14 protein-coding genes are annotated in these 15,012 nt (G+C 66.5%); 10 read left to right on the top strand and 4 right to left on the bottom strand.

Features of this window, described 5'->3' with window-relative positions:
* The 6 genes from NTY77_10035 to NTY77_10060 form a co-directional block, all read left to right on the top strand.
* The coding region (locus NTY77_10035) for a toprim domain-containing protein (protein MCX5795821.1) at positions 1-1,152 on the top strand (1,152 nt) is incomplete at its 5' end.
* Between the two features lie 101 nt (positions 1,153-1,253).
* Positions 1,254-2,969, top strand: coding sequence for a sigma-70 family RNA polymerase sigma factor (locus NTY77_10040; GenBank protein MCX5795822.1), 1,716 nt, complete (start codon positions 1,254-1,256; stop codon positions 2,967-2,969).
* 168 nt (positions 2,970-3,137) lie between these two features.
* Positions 3,138-4,259: a lysylphosphatidylglycerol synthase transmembrane domain-containing protein gene (locus NTY77_10045; protein MCX5795823.1), complete on the top strand. Its 1,122-nt coding sequence runs from the start codon at positions 3,138-3,140 to the stop codon at positions 4,257-4,259.
* Positions 4,260-4,561: 302 nt separating this feature from the next.
* Complete coding sequence (locus NTY77_10050; GenBank protein MCX5795824.1) at positions 4,562-5,695, top strand: PAS domain S-box protein; 1,134 nt, start codon at positions 4,562-4,564, stop codon at positions 5,693-5,695.
* A 169-nt stretch (positions 5,696-5,864) separates the two neighbouring features.
* Positions 5,865-7,406, top strand: a complete 1,542-nt coding sequence (locus tag NTY77_10055; protein MCX5795825.1) for a mechanosensitive ion channel family protein — start codon at positions 5,865-5,867, stop codon at positions 7,404-7,406.
* A 76-nt stretch (positions 7,407-7,482) separates the two neighbouring features.
* Complete coding sequence (locus tag NTY77_10060; protein ID MCX5795826.1) at positions 7,483-8,301, top strand: hypothetical protein; 819 nt, start codon at positions 7,483-7,485, stop codon at positions 8,299-8,301.
* A gap of 2 nt (positions 8,302-8,303) precedes the next feature.
* Here the strand turns inward: NTY77_10060 and NTY77_10065 are convergent, their stop codons facing one another.
* Complete coding sequence (locus tag NTY77_10065) at positions 8,304-8,969, bottom strand: hypothetical protein (protein ID MCX5795827.1); 666 nt, start codon at positions 8,967-8,969, stop codon at positions 8,304-8,306.
* 64 nt (positions 8,970-9,033) lie between these two features.
* Positions 9,034-9,537 carry a DUF1648 domain-containing protein gene (locus tag NTY77_10070; GenBank protein ID MCX5795828.1) on the bottom strand — a complete coding sequence of 168 codons (504 nt, stop codon included), beginning with the start codon at positions 9,535-9,537 and terminating at the stop codon, positions 9,034-9,036.
* A gap of 35 nt (positions 9,538-9,572) precedes the next feature.
* On the opposite strand from NTY77_10070, the gene NTY77_10075 reads away from it, so the two are divergent.
* The 3 genes from NTY77_10075 to NTY77_10085 all read left to right on the top strand — a co-directional run bounded on the left by NTY77_10075 (position 9,573) and on the right by NTY77_10085 (position 11,611).
* Entirely contained in the window at positions 9,573-9,974 is a 402-nt protein-coding gene (locus tag NTY77_10075) for an OsmC family protein (GenBank protein ID MCX5795829.1), read from the top strand.
* A gap of 282 nt (positions 9,975-10,256) precedes the next feature.
* Positions 10,257-10,724 carry a putative molybdenum carrier protein gene (locus NTY77_10080; GenBank protein ID MCX5795830.1) on the top strand — a complete coding sequence of 156 codons (468 nt, stop codon included), beginning with the start codon at positions 10,257-10,259 and terminating at the stop codon, positions 10,722-10,724.
* Positions 10,721-11,611: an EamA family transporter gene (locus NTY77_10085; protein ID MCX5795831.1), complete on the top strand. Its 891-nt coding sequence runs from the start codon at positions 10,721-10,723 to the stop codon at positions 11,609-11,611. The genes NTY77_10080 and NTY77_10085 overlap by 4 nt, the downstream gene beginning before the upstream one ends.
* Here the strand turns inward: NTY77_10085 and NTY77_10090 are convergent.
* Complete coding sequence (locus NTY77_10090) at positions 11,593-12,246, bottom strand: hypothetical protein (GenBank protein ID MCX5795832.1); 654 nt, start codon at positions 12,244-12,246, stop codon at positions 11,593-11,595. The two genes, NTY77_10085 and NTY77_10090, sit on opposite strands and share 19 nt — an antisense overlap.
* A gap of 52 nt (positions 12,247-12,298) precedes the next feature.
* Here NTY77_10090 and NTY77_10095 point away from each other — a divergent pair, with 52 nt between their 5' ends.
* Positions 12,299-14,251, top strand: coding sequence for an ATP-binding protein (locus tag NTY77_10095; GenBank protein ID MCX5795833.1), 1,953 nt, complete (start codon positions 12,299-12,301; stop codon positions 14,249-14,251).
* On the opposite strand, the gene NTY77_10100 is transcribed toward NTY77_10095, so the two are convergent.
* A complete protein-coding gene (locus tag NTY77_10100; GenBank protein ID MCX5795834.1) occupies positions 14,221-15,006 on the bottom strand; it encodes a glycyl-radical enzyme activating protein in 786 nt (261 codons plus the stop codon). The genes NTY77_10095 and NTY77_10100 overlap by 31 nt on opposite strands.
* Positions 15,007-15,012: the final 6 nt, after the last annotated feature.

A 15,012-nucleotide genomic window follows, 5' to 3' on the forward strand; every position in this document is an offset into this window, starting at 1 on the left:
GACCGGGTCCTCTATCCCATCCAGGACGCCAAGGGCTCGGTGGTGGGCTTCGGAGCGCGGGCCCTGGGCGAGGCCATGCCCAAGTACCTCAACTCTCCCGAGTCCCCCGTGTTCTCCAAGGGGCGCGTCCTTTACGGACTCTGCCTCGGCCTGCCGGAAGTGCGCAAGCAGCGCCGCGTGGTCCTGATGGAAGGCTACATGGACGTGATGGCCGCGCACCAGCACGGCCTCAAGACCGCCTGCGCGCCGCTGGGCACCGCGCTGACCGTGGACCAGGTCGCCTTGGTCAAGCGCTACGCCGGCGAGGCGGTCGTGGTCTTCGACGCCGACCAGGCCGGAGAGAACGCCGCCCTGCGCAGCGCGGAGCTGCTGCTGGCCGAGGGGCTGGGCGTCTGCGTGGCGACCGTGCCCCAGGGCAAGGACCCGGACGAGTTCCTGCATGCCCACGGCCTGCCGGCCTTCCAGAAATGCCTGGCCGGGGCCGTGGACCTCGCCCAGTTCCAGACCGAGCTGGCTTTGAAGCGCCGCCCCGGGGCCCTAAGCCCGACCGAGAAGTCCGCCGTGGCCCGGGCGGTGCTGGAGACCATCAGCCGCTGCCCGGACGAGATCGTCAAGAGCGGGTGGCTCACGCGCCTGGCGCAGAGGCTCAAGATCGACGAGGGCTCTCTGCGCCTGCAGCTCGCCAAGCGCGGGCATGTCCGTCCGCTGCGGCCGCCCTCCGCCGGGACGGCGCCTGCGGTGCTCCCGCAGGCCGCCTTGGCCGGCGGCGAGGAGGACATCCTCACCGACGTCTTCATGGAGCCGGGGCTCTTCGCATTGGTGCGGGAAGAGGATTTTTCTTCCGAGACCGGCCGGCGCATATGGCGGGCCCTGGCCAAGCTGCAGCCTTGGCCGGGCGACTGGTCCCGGAGAGTGCGCGAGACGCTCGCGCCGGAGGAGAACTCTCTGGTCCAGAGGCTCCTGCTCAGGTCGGATGAGTTCGACCGGACCGAAGTGGCGTCGCGCCTGGATGCGACGCTGGCCCGGCGGCGGGCTCAGACCCGATGGGAGGAGCTCCGCCAGGCTTTGAGCCGCGACGGCAGGCTCGGCGAGGTCCAGCAAGCCGAATACTCCCGGCTCATACGTGAATTGAAAGGTTCGCCGAAGAAATGAATGGGGCTACCATGCCTGATCCGGTCAAGGCCGGTTGGGCGTCTTGGAATTGAGTATGGTGTCCCCGTAATTGCGGAGGACGTGCATTAGGAGAGACGCCCATGGCACTGCATGCGAGTCAGGCGATCAGGAATCTCGTCGCGCTGGGTCAGGAGCACGGTTATCTCACCCTCGATGAGATAAGCCGGACCCTGTCCATGTCCAACGTGAGCTTCAAGGAGGTCGACGAGCTGATGAGCACGCTCGAGGACCTCGGCATCGAGATCGTGGACCACAAGAAGTCCGCGATGACCACGGTAGTCGAGAAGGGGCGCTTCGCCGAGGAGTGGGGCGCGGGCTCGGACATCTCCAACTCCATCCGGATGTATCTCTCCCAAATGGGCCGCGTGCCGCTGTTGAGCCGTGAAGAAGAGGTCACCTTGGCCCGCAACGTCCGCGAGCGCGAGAAGGAGCTGCGCCTGCTGGTGCTGGAGTCGCCGGTCACCCAGCGCGAGATCCGCTCCTGGGAGACCTTGATCGAGGCCCAGGAGATGACGCCCAAGGAGCTCATGCCGCGCGGCCGCAAGACCGCCTCGGAGCTCTCGGGCATGCGTCGGCGCATGAAGTCCGTGGCCGATTTCATCGGGAAGTCCGAGAAGGTGATGAACGCCCTGCGCGAGAAGCTCAAGAACCCCAGGCTCAAGCCCCTGGCGCGCATCAAGCTGACCAAGGTCATCGAGGCCCGCAACAAGCTGGTCATCGCCAAGATCGTGAGCCTCAATCTCAACCAGGACAAGATCAAGCGTCTGACCAACAAGATCAAGAACCTGGCCGCCAAGATCCATGAGTGCCGCGACGAGTTGGGGCGCTATCACCGCCGCTTCGGCATGAGCTTCGAGCAGCTGCGCGCCTACTACAACCAGGTCAAGAAGGGGCGCATGAAGCCAGACGCTTTCCGGGCCAAGACCGGCTATTCGCCCACGGCGGTGGAGGCGGCCCTGGAGAACATGCAGGGCGTGGCCGACCACCTGGCGCGCCTCCAGCACACCTTGCCCATCTCCGTGGACACATTTCTCGAGCTCAACGACAAGATCGTGGCCCTGGAGAACGTCATCTTGATCGACAAGCTCAAGCTCATCAAGGCCAACCTGCGCCTAGTGGTCTCCATCGCCAAGAAGCACGTCCACTCCAACATCGAGCTCTCCGACCTCATCCAGGAGGGCGGCCTGGGGCTGATGAAGGCGGTCGAGAAGTTCGAGTACAAGCGGGGCTTCAAGTTCTCCACCTACGCGACCTGGTGGATCCGGCAGTCCATCGACCGCGCCATCGCGGACCAGGCGCACACCATCCGCATCCCGGTGCACATGAAAGAGTTCATCTCCAAGCTCACCAAGGTCACGCGGCGCTACCGGCAGGAGCTGGGCCGCGACCCGAACCTTGAGGAATACACCCGCTTCCTGCACATCTCCATGGACAAGGTCAAGCACGTCCTGAAGATCATGCAGGAACCGGTGTCCTTGTCCACGCCGATCGGCGAGAACGAGGATTCCTATCTGGAGGACTTCATCGAGGACCGGGCCGAAGCGGCGCCGTCCAATTCCGCCAGCTCTTTCCTGCGCCGCCGCGAGGTGGAGAAGGTGCTCGCGACCTTGACCGGCCGGGAGGCCAAGATCATCAAGCTGCGCTTCGGCATCGACTCGGGTTATCCCCGGACCTTGGAGGAGGTGGGGCGCATCTTCCGGGTGACGCGCGAGCGCGTGCGTCAGATCGAGGCCAAGGCCATCCGCAAGCTGCGCCATCCTTCCCGCAGCAAGTCCCTGCGGGACTACCTGGAGTAGCCATGAGACACCAGAACGCCAGAAAACCGGGTCCCTGATGGCTATCGGCGCCTGAACTTTTCCGATGATAGCCCCGGACTTGACCGCCGCCGCCGGCCGTAAGGAAATCCGTCCGGCCGGTGCCTGCGGAACTTCCGATACCGCAGGCGCCGGCCTGCGGGGAGGAACATGACCCGCCGGCTCGTCATCGCGGGGGGCTTCCTGGCTTCGCTGGGCCTGCTAGCCTATCTCATCGGGGGCCGGCTTACGGCCCTGCTGCGCATCGGCACCCAGTTGGACTGGTCGTACGTGGCCGCGGCGGTGCTTTGCGCGCTGGCCAGCTATTTCATGGTGGGGCTGGTTTTGCGCCAGGTGCTGGCCCTCCTCGGGCATTCCCTGCCCTTCCCCGTCGTGCTGGGCATCGCCTTGGTCTCCACCTCGGTCAACTATTTCGTCTCCACCGCGGGTGTCAGCGGATTCGCGCTCAAGGCGCACCTGCTGCGCAAGAGGCAGGTCCCCTACGCCACGACCGTGATGGCGGCCGTGGTCAGTTCAGCCATCCTCTATTTCGTCCTGGCCGGCATCCTCGGCCAAGGGCTGATCTATCTTTTCATGCACCTGCAAGGGGCGCGCATCGCCATCATGGAGGGGATCGTGGGGCTGGGTCTGCTGCTGGGGACCGCCATCGTCCTCATGGTCTTCGTCTTCAACCACAAGCTGCGCGGCCGCGTCATGCGCAGCGCCTTCCACCGTCTCAATCGGGTGGTCTTCTCCTTCTCCAAGCGGGATATCCCCCGTGAGGAGTTCGTGGAGTTCGAGCACCAGCTGGCCGCGGGACTGGGCACCATCCACCACCACAAGGGCAGGCTCACCAAGGCCATAGCCTTCACCGGGCTCGACTGGGTCTTGGCCATGCTCACCCTGCATTTCTGCCTGTGCGCGGTGGGGATGGTGCATATGCCGGTCGGCCACCTCGTCGCCGGCTTCAGCGCCGGCCAGGCCACGACGCTCATCCCGGGCCTGCCCGGAGGCCTGGGCGCCATGGAGGGGTCCGTAGCCGCGACTTTCAGCGGCCTCGGACTGGACTGGGACGACGCGCTCATGGCCGTCCTGCTCTACCGCGTCGCGTACTATCTCATCCCCGGCATCCTGAGCGTCTTCGTCCTGTGGGGCCTGAAGATGTCCGAGCCTGACCTCATGGCTCAGACGGCGCTCGATACCGAGACCCTGCCGGAGGAGCTCAAACGCAAGGCGCGCGAGCTCGAGCACAGCCAGCCCTGGCCGCATGCGCATCGGCAGGGAAGGGATTGAACGCATGAAGCGATGGACTGTCCTGCCGCTCCTGGCCGCCGCCACGTCCCCGGCTGCGGCCGAAACCTTCACCTTCACCGCGCGGCCCAGCCGGTTGGCGCGACAGCCGCCAAGCCTCAGCTCCAAGCGAAGCCGAGCTAGCAGAGGTCCACACCGCAGACACCCCAGCAGGGGACGCCGCCGAAGAAATAGGCACTGACCAGGTGATAAACGGGGCCCGCGTCAATGAGTGCGCGGGCCCCGTCAGCCTCCGGCAGGAGGACAGCAATATGCGGATTTGCTAGAATCCAAATAAGAGACACATGGACACCACTAGCAAGACATCGGGGAACCAGACCCGCATCCTCGCTTCAATCGTTGCGTCATCAGAGGATGCCATCTACGCCAAGACCCTGGATGGGATCATCACCCAGTGGAACAAAGGTGCTGAGAAGATATACGGATACACAGCGAAAGAGGCGATAGGCCAATCGGTCTCCATTCTGACCCCGCCGGATCGCAACGATGAGCTGCCGGGCATTCTCGCCAGAATCCGCAAGGGCGAGCATGTGGAACATTACGAAACGGGGCGCGTACGCAAGGACGCCTCTCTTGTCTACGTGTCCATCTCCATCTCGCCGATTCTTGACGCTAAGGGGGTGGTCACCGGTGCCTCCACGATTGCCAGGGACATCACTGGGCACCGGCGCCTCGAAGAGGCTCTCCGCAAGAACATACAGCTTGAGTCCGCCAACAAAATACTTGATTCCTTCGGCCGTGCCATCGCTCACGAGTTGCGCAATCCACTGACAGTTCTCAAGGGCAACGTCTTCCTTCTGCTTAAAAATTATGGGGACAAGCTGGACTCCCAAGGGAAGAACATCCTAGAGATGACGGGACATGCGGTCGATAGGATAAGCGGGATCGTCGCGGACCTACAGGACCTCTGTAATGCCTCTTGCCCCGAGATACACTGCGAGTCAGTGGATTTGAGTTCTTTTGCCCATGCGGAAGCTGCCCGCCTCCAAGCAAGCAGTCCCAAACGGCGCGTGGATTGGCGCATCGCTGATGGCTTGGTTGCCAAGGGCGATGCCGGGCTCTTGCGCATGGCGTTATCGAATCTGCTCAGAAACGCCTGGAAGTTCACGGCGAAGACCGAAAAGCCAATCATAGAATTCGGGATGTCCCCACGCGACGGAGTGCCCGTTTATTTCGTAATGGACAATGGAGCGGGTTTCGACATGGCTGACGCCCACAAACTTTTCCAGCCATTTTCCAGACTCCATGGGTCGAATGAATTTGTGGGTACTGGCATCGGCCTGACTATCGTCGAAAATGTCATCCGCCGCCACAACGGACGCGTGTGGGCCGAAGGCAAAGTCCAGGAAGGAGCGACCTTCCGCTTCACGCTCGCCGCGGAATGGCCTGGACCAATGCCTGAAGTACGGGCTACGTGAAGCCCATTTATCTGCAGTAGCGGCCTGGGGCAGGCCGCCCTATGCCACGCATTTCGTGATGCCGGGAGGAGACTTGCTGACCCTCTCGAAGTTGCTGGGGCATTCAACGACCACTATCCCTAAAAGGTCTGGTCTGTGCGTCCCGCCCGCGATTAGCTAGAATCCCTGTATGGGTCTCCGGGACTGCCTGGCCGCCGTCTTCACCCCGACCTTGCTCTGGCTCTATCCGTTCATTTTGGCGGCCATCCTGCTCATCTACGCGGCGGCGCCCCCGGCTCGCCGGCGCCTGGCCGCCGCCGCGCTCCTGGCTTTGGCTTCGGCCGCGGGCCTGCTCGCGGCCGCGGTCCTGCGCCGCGTCGGCTTCGCGCCGGACGCCGGCTTCTACCGGATCACCCATGGGCTCTCGGCCTTGCTCCTGGCTCTGGCCGCCATCAACACGGCGGCCGCCACGGCCTTCGACATCATCTTGCCGGCCCTGCGCCTGCCCCTGCCGGCGCTCCTGAGCGACCTGGTCCTGGCCATCGTCTACGTCGGAGCCGCCCTGACCGTAGCCGGACACGAGGGCGCCAACCTCACGGGGATCCTGGCCACCTCGGCCATGGTCACGGCCGTGGTCGCCTTCTCGTTGCAGGACACCTTGGGCAACGTCATCGGCGGCATGGTCCTGCACTTGGAGAGCTCCTTCGCTCCCGGGGACTGCATCCGCGCCGGGAAGGACGAAGGCATGGTCCGTGAGATCCGCTGGCGGCAGACCACGCTGGACACGGGCTCGGGCGACATCATCGTCATCCCCAACAGCACCCTCATGAAGGGGACCGTGACGGTCCTGGGCCGCGCCGGCGGGCCGCCGCTGCGCAGCCTTATGAAGATCCCTTTCAACGTGTACTATGACCGGCCGCCCAACGAGGTCATCGCCGCCGTGGAGGCGGCCCTGCGCGCCGACCCGCCCCCGGGCGTGGCCGCGGACCCGGCGCCCGGTTGCGTTCTCCTCGACTTCGCCGAGAGCCATGCGGTCTATGCCGCGCGCTATTGGCTCACCGCCATCGACCGGCCCGAGGCCACGGCCTCCGAGGTGCGCGTGCGCATCTACTACGCCTTGGCTCGAGCCGGCATCAAGCTCTCCATCCCCAGCCGCTCCATCGTCGTCACCCAGAAGGACGCCGACGTCCAGGAGAGCAGGGGCCGCTTCGAGCTGGAACGCCGCATCGAGGCCCTGCGCGGCGTGGACTTGTTCCGGAGCCTCAACGACGAGGAGATCCGCACGCTGGCCGGCCGCCTCAATGCCGCCCCGTTCGCCCGCGGGGAGGCCCTCACCCGGCAGGGGGCCCCGGACGACTGGCTTTACATCGTCTATGACGGAGAGGCCGATATCCGCCTGCACGCCTCCGGCGGCCAGGCTTTCCAGAGCGTGGCCCGGCTCAAAGCCGGCGCTTTCCTGGGGGAGATGAGCCTCATGACCGGCGAGCCGCGTTCGGCGACGGTCGTGGCCGTGACCGATATGGGCTGCTACCGCCTTGACCGGCAGGACTTCAAGGACATCCTGCTCCACCGCCCCCAGATCGCGGAAGCCATCTCGTCGGTGCTGGCCCAGCGCAAGCTGGAGCTCGAGAGCGCGCGCGAAGGCCTCGATGAGGAGGCCGGCCGTCAGCGCCTGCAGAGCGCGCAGGGCGATCTGCTCTCGCGCATACGCAGCCTGTTCGCCCTGGGCTGAGGGCCGCCATAGCGGCCTCGGTTTGGAATAAATCCGATACATCCTCCAGCCATAACATAAGCAGCCCGGGACGGAGATGAGGCCCATGCTTTGCGCGACCAAGATCGGGATCTGCCTGGCTTTGGCCGCGCTCTGCCCGGCCGGGGCCTGGGGCGAGCCACCGCTGGGGCCGGGCCCGGATCCCGCGCCGGCGCTCGGCGAGCGCTGGGACGGAGCCGTGGCGGGGACGGTCCAGCCGGCTTATCGCTTCGTGGAAGGGATATCGGACGGGGTCTATGATTTCATGCGCGAGCACGTCATCGGCAGCATCATGCCGGGCCGCATGACCCGCAACCTCAAAGCCGCCCCCCGAGAGGATTCGGCCCCGCTGTTCGAGCAGAACCTGCGCGGGAAGGAGTCGCGCTTCCTGCAGCGCGCGCGCGAGGCCTATCCGGTCCTGGACGACAGGGACGGCCCCCCGGATCCGGTCCGGTTCCAGCAATGGCGCTCCTGGGCCGTCGAGGAGCAGGTCAGCGTGACGGTCGACGCGCTCAAGGACACCCTGCTCGAGCGCTACCAGCTCGAGCTCTTCGGCCGTTCCGCCCAAGCCTACGCCCTGCAGCGGCGCAACTGGGACCCTGGCCTCGTGACCATGGCCGGGCTCGTGGGCGGCGCCCTCCTCTACGTCAACGGCATGCACGCCGTGGCCCATATGGGCCGCTGGTCGCTCGCCGTGGACCTGCGCTCCGGAGCGCGCCTTCGGCAAGCCCTGCAGAACGGCGCCTCCTCCGGGAGGCTGGCGGGCTTGGAGCTGGGCTACCGGGACCTGCCCCTGGCTTTGGCCGCGGAATGGGGATCGCAAGGCGGCCGCTTGCGCGGCGAGCGCGTGGGGCTCATCTACCGGCTCCGGTACTGAGCTCAGCGGTAGGGGATGAAGGCCGCTACCTTGTCGGGGCCGCCGTTGGTGCAGTCGGCGTAGAGGGGCTGGCAGTGGTCGCTGCAGCCCACCAGAGCGCCGGAGCCGTCCGGGTCCGGGGCCACGACCTCGATGTGCCCTGAGTCCCGGCTGAAGCACTGGCCGCGCTGGTAGACCAAGATGGTCCCGGGCAGAAGCTGGGCGGGGTCTTCGGGGACGGCCACTTCCTTGAGTTTGATCGCCGCGAGCTTGTCCGGCATGTCTCTAGCCCAGAGGGTGAACTGGAAGGCGCGGTCGCCGTAGCCGGAGTCGATGCCCAGCGCGTACCAACTCCTGGCCGCGCCCGGGTCGTTGTCGCTCTGCACGATATCCGCGGCTTCCAGCGCTTCCGCCACGCCTTCATAGCAATGGCCGACGGTGCCGCGGCGCTTGGCCACGGCGCGGGCCGCCGCCGCCAGAGCCGAGGCGCGGTCCTGGTCATAGGCCTCGGCCGGGGCCGCGGCCTGAGCCGAGACTTGGGGGACTTCGGCTGGCGGCGCGTGCGCCCCCACCTCGGCGGAGGTGCGCGCGAGGGCTCCCGCGGCCGCGGAGAGGTCAAGCCTGTGCGTGCCGGCATCCGCGGCAGCGCTTGAGGAGCAGGCCAGCAGCAGCAAGGTCAGGAGGCTCATATCCCTAGCATAGGCCGAGCGGCCCGGCTCTTCCCGGGCCCGGGGACCCGGGTCGGGCTGGGCCCTAAGGCCCAGGAGCTTTCGCGAACCTCGTCCAAAAGCTTATGAGCCAGCCGAGCGCGAAGGCCACATAGGCGATCAGGCTCTCGACCGGGTGATCGAGCTTCGTCGCCTGGCCGAGGTTGAAGCGGAACACCTGATGGAATATGTCGAAGAGCAGCAGGAAGGTCGCGGCGCCGAACCAGAGGAAGTAGGCGGTGATGACGGAGAAGGTCTCCTCCCGGCGCTGCGGCGCCAGCCAATAGCTCTTGTTGGGCAGGTTGATGCGGGAGTCCGGGTACTTGGGCAGCGACCAAGTCGTGGCCGAGAAGAGCAGGGCCAGCAGAGCGGCCGCGATGATGTCCGTCCAGACGAGCGCGCCTTTGGGCATCCAGCCGTTCGGGGCGCCGGAGGCGCCGAAGTGCGAGGCGACCCTCGCGGGCAGGAGCGGATGATAGTATAAGGCCTGGGCGACGCACAGGGCCCCTGTGCCCAGGAATACCATCAGAGGAAGCTTCCGTCCCGTCATGTGTGATATCATACTTCACAAGTGAGGGGGTGGCTATGGCAGTCAAGATCACGGCGCGATACATGGGCGACGATACGGTGGAGCTGGAGCACGGTCCCAGCGGCAAGAAGATCCTGACGGACCTGCCCGCGGACAACGGGGGCCGGGGCCGGACCTTCTCGCCCACCGACCTGTTGGCCGCTTCGCTGTCTTCCTGCATCCTGACCATCATGTCCATGTCGGCGAAGAAGGACGGCCTGGACCTCAAGGGATCGTCGGTGGAAGTGGAGAAGGAGATGCAGTCCAGCCCCCGTCGCGTGGCGCGTTTCGTCGGCCGCATCGTGCTGCCGGCGCACCTGTCCTCGGCGCAGAAGGAGAAGCTCAAGGCCTACATCAAGGCCTGTCCGGTGGGCGGCAGCCTGCATCCGGACGTCAAGGTCGACCTTGCGGTCGAATGACGGACCTCGCTGCGGAACCTTTGTGTGCACTGCCAGCAGACCGCATGCCGTCCTGACATTCCGACGGGCGAAGCCCGTCGGAATCCCGCGCACGGGGCGCGGAACAGATGAACTGTGTCCGGACATAGTATGTCCCAGACACCCTCAGGGTGTCTGGGCGGGTTCCGGCGCTGCGCGCCGGAACCTCAGCAGCGGCAGATTCGGGTGAGGCCGAGATGGTCCCGTTCTCTAAGGAGGCCATAGGTTGAAGCTCCTATCCCGCCGGGGCATCGACCCCAAAGCATGATCCCCGAGCGCATCGTCTCAGGCGGCCAGACCGGCGTGGACCGGGCCGCGCTCGACGCGGCCCTGGAGGCGGGCCTGTCCTGCGGCGGCTTCGTGCCCAAGGGCCGCCGCGCCGAGGACGGTCCCATCCCGGAGCGCTATCCGCTTCAGGAATGCGACACCCTTGACTACGCGGTGCGCACCGAGCTCAACGTCATCCATTCGGACGCCACGCTCATCCTCAATCGCGGCAAGCTCGACGGCGGAACCTCGGGCACCGTCGAATTCTGCCAGGAGCACGACAAGCCTTACAGCGTCGTGCAGCTTGAGCAAGTCTCGGTCGAGCAGGCCGCTCTCAGCATCCGCTATTTCTTGTCCCAGGCCAAGCCCCGCACGCTCAACGTCGCCGGCCCGCGCGAGAGCAAGTGCCCCGGCATCCATCAGGCGACCTTGGACCTTTTGCGGCTGGTCCTGAGGCCTGGTTGAACGGCCTGCTCTACGGCCTGCTCTGCCTGATCTGGGGCTCGACCTGGGCGGGCATCAAGTTCGGCATCGACGGCGTGCCGCCGCTGCTCGGCGCCGGCCTGCGCTTCGCCCTGGCCGCCGCGGTGCTCGCGCCCATGGCCTGGGCGCGGCCCCGCCGCGCCCTGACCCCGGACGACAAGGCCGCCATCTCTTCCTGCGGCTTCATGGGCTTCACGGTCTCCTATGCCGCGGTCTACTGGGCCGAGCAGTACATCGCCAGCGGCCTGACCGCGATCCTTTACTGCACCATGCCGCTCTTCGTCGCGGTGCTGAGCGCCTACTGGACCAAGGCCGAGAGGCTCGGAGCGCGCACGCTGGCCGGCATCGGCGTGGGCATGGCGGGCACCGTGATCCTGTTCTGGCCCGCGGGGGGCCTGGAGCGGCGGCAGTGCGCGGGCATGCTGGCCGCCTTGGCCGGCAGCCTCGCCTCCGCCGTCAACCTGGTCACCATGAAGAAGCGCTCCCGGCATACGGACATCTACGTGCTCAATTGCGTCGGCATGGCCATCGGCTCGGCCTGCCTGCTGGGGCTCAGCGCGCTCAGCGAGTCCTACTCGGGCCTGCGCTGGTCGCAGTCCAACGTCATCGCCTTGGTCTATCTCTCGCTGTTCGGCTCGGTGGCAGCCTTCCTGAGCTACTACCACCTCATCAAGACCATGGACGCCACGCCTTTGAGCCTGATCTCGCTCATCATCCCTATCGTGGCCGTGGTCCTGGGCTGGGCTTTCCTCGGCGAGAAGGTGACGGCCGCCACCGGCGCGGGCATCGCCACCATCCTGGCGGGAGTCTGCATCGCGGTCCTGCCGGCGCGCCGGCCCAAGACGCCGGCTCAGCCGGCGGGCGTGTAGAGGATCTCGACGGATTTGGCCGGCCGGGCGCACAGGGAGCTGCCGTCCATGAGAAAGCCCCGCACCACGGGCCGGGCCGGCAGGATATGGCCCGCGGCATCGATGTCCACGTAGACCGCGGCGAAAGCCAGGTTCAGCTCGCCGCAGGCCGCCGGCTTCTCATGGGACCATATCTCCGCCACGACGTTCCAGCCGTCGGCCTCGCGCGCTCCCCCGCTCACATGGAAGCGCCCGGAGGACGGCTCGCCTTCCACCATGAGGGCCCCCTTGTCGCTGAACGGCAGGTCCCAGCCCGACTCCACGGCCACGCCGGCGCGCTTGATGCAGATCCGCAACGGCAGGCCCAAGGCGTCGGCTTCGGCTTGCGGCGGGCGCGTCCAGCAGGCGTTCACCTCGGAGTAGGTCTCGCGCGGGGTCGGAGACGCCGCGGGCGCCTGGGACTCGGCGCGCGCGGGGACGACGGCCGCAGCGGCCTGGGAGAAGGCTTCCTCCAGGGATGGGGCGGCGAGGAGCGGCGTGCACAGGAACAGGGCGGAAAGCGAGAGCAGGGTTTTTATAGTGGAGCTATGATAACATGATTCCGGCTGGCCGCTTTGGGTCTCCAGTCCCCGCCCGGAGGGGTCCAAATGGCCCATGGTCATCAATGGGCTATGATATAATAATGTTTTCAGGCGAAACTTCTTGTCCATGATCCTCCTGCTCCTGCAGTTCTCGAAGCTGGCCGGAACCGGCGCCGTCGCGCTCGGCAGCTTCATCCTTTTCTGCTGGCTCGCGAATCACAACGCGCTGCTCAAGCTCCCCGCAGGCTTGCTCGCCGTGCACCCGGCTACGGCGATCCTGTTCATATTGGCGGGGGTTTCGCTGCGCCTTTCCGGTCTGACCTCTGTCCGGTGGCGGCGCGCCGGGCAGCTGTGCGCAGGCTTGCTGGTCTTCATCATCATGGCCGTGCCGGTCAGCTGGTTCGAACGGTTCTTCCGCGGGCCGGGGAGCGCCATGATGCAGTTGGATCCCCTGGCCTCCCTGAGCCTGCTCGGGGCTGGATTGGCATTGATCGCCCTGGACGTCGAGTGGCCGCGCGGGTTCTGGCCGGCCCAGTACTTGTGCATCGCGGGCCTGTCTTTAGGGTTGTTGACGCTGGTCGGATACGGCTACGGGATCAAGCCCTTGCTGCACCAAGCCCTTTCCTTCGACGTGATGCAGCTCAACATCGCCCTGACCATCGCCATCCTGAATCTCGGCATACTGTGCGTCCGGCCCGACCGGGGGCTCATGGCCCTGGCCATCAGCCAGGGCCCCGGCGGCTCGACCGTGCGGGTGCTGCTGCCGGCGATGATCATCATACCCACCGGCCTCGCGGCGATCCGGTTGGCCGCGGCGAACACCGGCCTGTACTACAGCGTCTCGGGCTCCACGACCTTCGGCCTGGCCAACCTGCTGGTCTTCGCCATCCTGATCTGGTGGAATGCCGCCTCGCTGCAGCGGATCAGCGCCGAGCAGAATCGGGCCAAGCAGCAGGCCGAGGCGCTCCTGTTCTCCATCAGCGACGGCATCCTGATGCTCGACGAGAAGGGCCTCATCCAGCTCGCCAACCGCCGGCTGCGCGAGTTCCTGGACTTGAGCCCGGCCCTGAACATCGAAGGCAAGAGCCTGCGCGAGGTCATGCCTGACTCGCGCCTGCGCGAGGCGGTGCTCCAGGCCTGCGCCGAGCCTCGTCCGAACGTCTTCCGGGAAATCGACCTTTCGACGGAGGAGAGGCGCCGCTACCTGCGCATCAGCGCGGTGCCGGTCGTGGCCCCGGCGACCGGCGCGACGCTGGGGGTGATCACGGCCGTGCGCGACGCCACTTTCGAGAAGGACCTCGACAAGATGAAGGAGGACTTCCTCCACGACATCACCCATGACCTGCGCAATCCCGTCGGCTCGGCCATGGGCTTCGTGGACGTGCTCCTCAAGGGCACGGTCGGCGAGCTCAACCCCGAGCAGAAATCGATGCTGGCCTCCGTCAGACGCTCGGCCAGCCGCCTGATGGGCATGATCAACAACATCCTGGACATCGCCAAGATGGATTCGGGCCGCATCCAGATGGACCTGCGCCCCGCTTCGCTGACCGCCATCGCCGGCCGCGCGGTCGCCGAGATGGCGCCCCTGGCCCGGCCCAAGAACATCAAGCTGGCTCTGGAGACCGTCGAAGACCATGTCGTCACGGCCGATGCGGAGCTCTTGCTGCGGGTGGTGGTCAACCTGGTGGGCAACGCCATCAAGTTCACGCCCGAGGCGGGGGTGGTGACGGTGCGCGTCACGGACAAGGGGCCGGCGGCGGAGCTCGAGGTCGCCGACACGGGCGAAGGCATTCCGCTCGAGGACCAGACGCGCATATTCCAGAAATTCGAGCAGGTGGCGCGGCAGAGGCGCGGGGGCACGGGGCTGGGTCTGGCCATAGCCAAGTTCTTTGTGGAGGCGCACCGCGGCCGCATCTGGGTGGATTCGCAGGAGGGCAAGGGTTCGCGCTTCACCTTCACCATCCCCAAGGGTCTGGCGCACGACAAAGACGGGGCCGTGGTCTTGGGACCTGCGCCTGCGCCGCCGCCGGGCCAGGCCAAGAAGAGCCCTCAGGGCACGGAGCAGGCCAAGCCCTGTTGAGCGAAGGTGCGGGCCGCCGCCTCGGTCCTTCCGCCTAGAGGGTCCGCGTCCGGCAGGCAGGCGGGCGCGCGGCCGAGCCCCTCCCACTTGCCCAGCCCCAGGGGATGGTACGGGATCAGTTCGATCCTCCCGAGCTTGAGCTCATGGAGCAGCCCGGCCAGGGCCGAAAGGTTCTCCGGGGTGTCCGAGATGCCCGGCACCACGGTCAGACGGGGCACGAGTCTTCCTGGACAAAGGCCGGCGAGAAACCGGAAATTGTCCAGGATCAGCCGGTTGTCTTGCCCGGTGAGCCGGCGATGCCGCTCCGGGTCCAAGACCTTCAGATCGAACAGAAAAAGATCCACGGCCGGCTCCAGGGCCGCTAGGGTCCCGGGCTGGGCCTGCCCGCAGGTCTCCACGGCGCAGTGTATGCCGCGGCCGCGGCAGCCGGCCAGCAATTCCCCCAGGAATACCGCCTGGGAAAAAGGCTCTCCTCCCGAGAAAGTGACGCCGCCTCCGGAGTTGCGGTAGAAGTCCCGGTCGCGCTCGATCTCGTCGAGCAGTTCCTCCGCCGCGACTTCGCGGCCGACCAGGCCCAGGGCGCCGCTCGGGCAGGCCTCCACCGCGGCCAGATCCGGGGATGCCGCGGCGCAGCGGCCGCAGGCGACGCAGAGCCCGGGCCTGCGCATGAGCTCGGGCCGGGCTTGCTGGGATTCGGGGTTGCAGCACCAGGCGCAGCTCAGCGGGCAGCCCTTGAGGAAGACCAAGGACCGTATGCCCGG

The sequence above is a fragment of the Elusimicrobiota bacterium genome, from assembly GCA_026388095.1.
GTDB lineage: Bacteria > Elusimicrobiota > Elusimicrobia > UBA1565 > UBA9628 > UBA9628.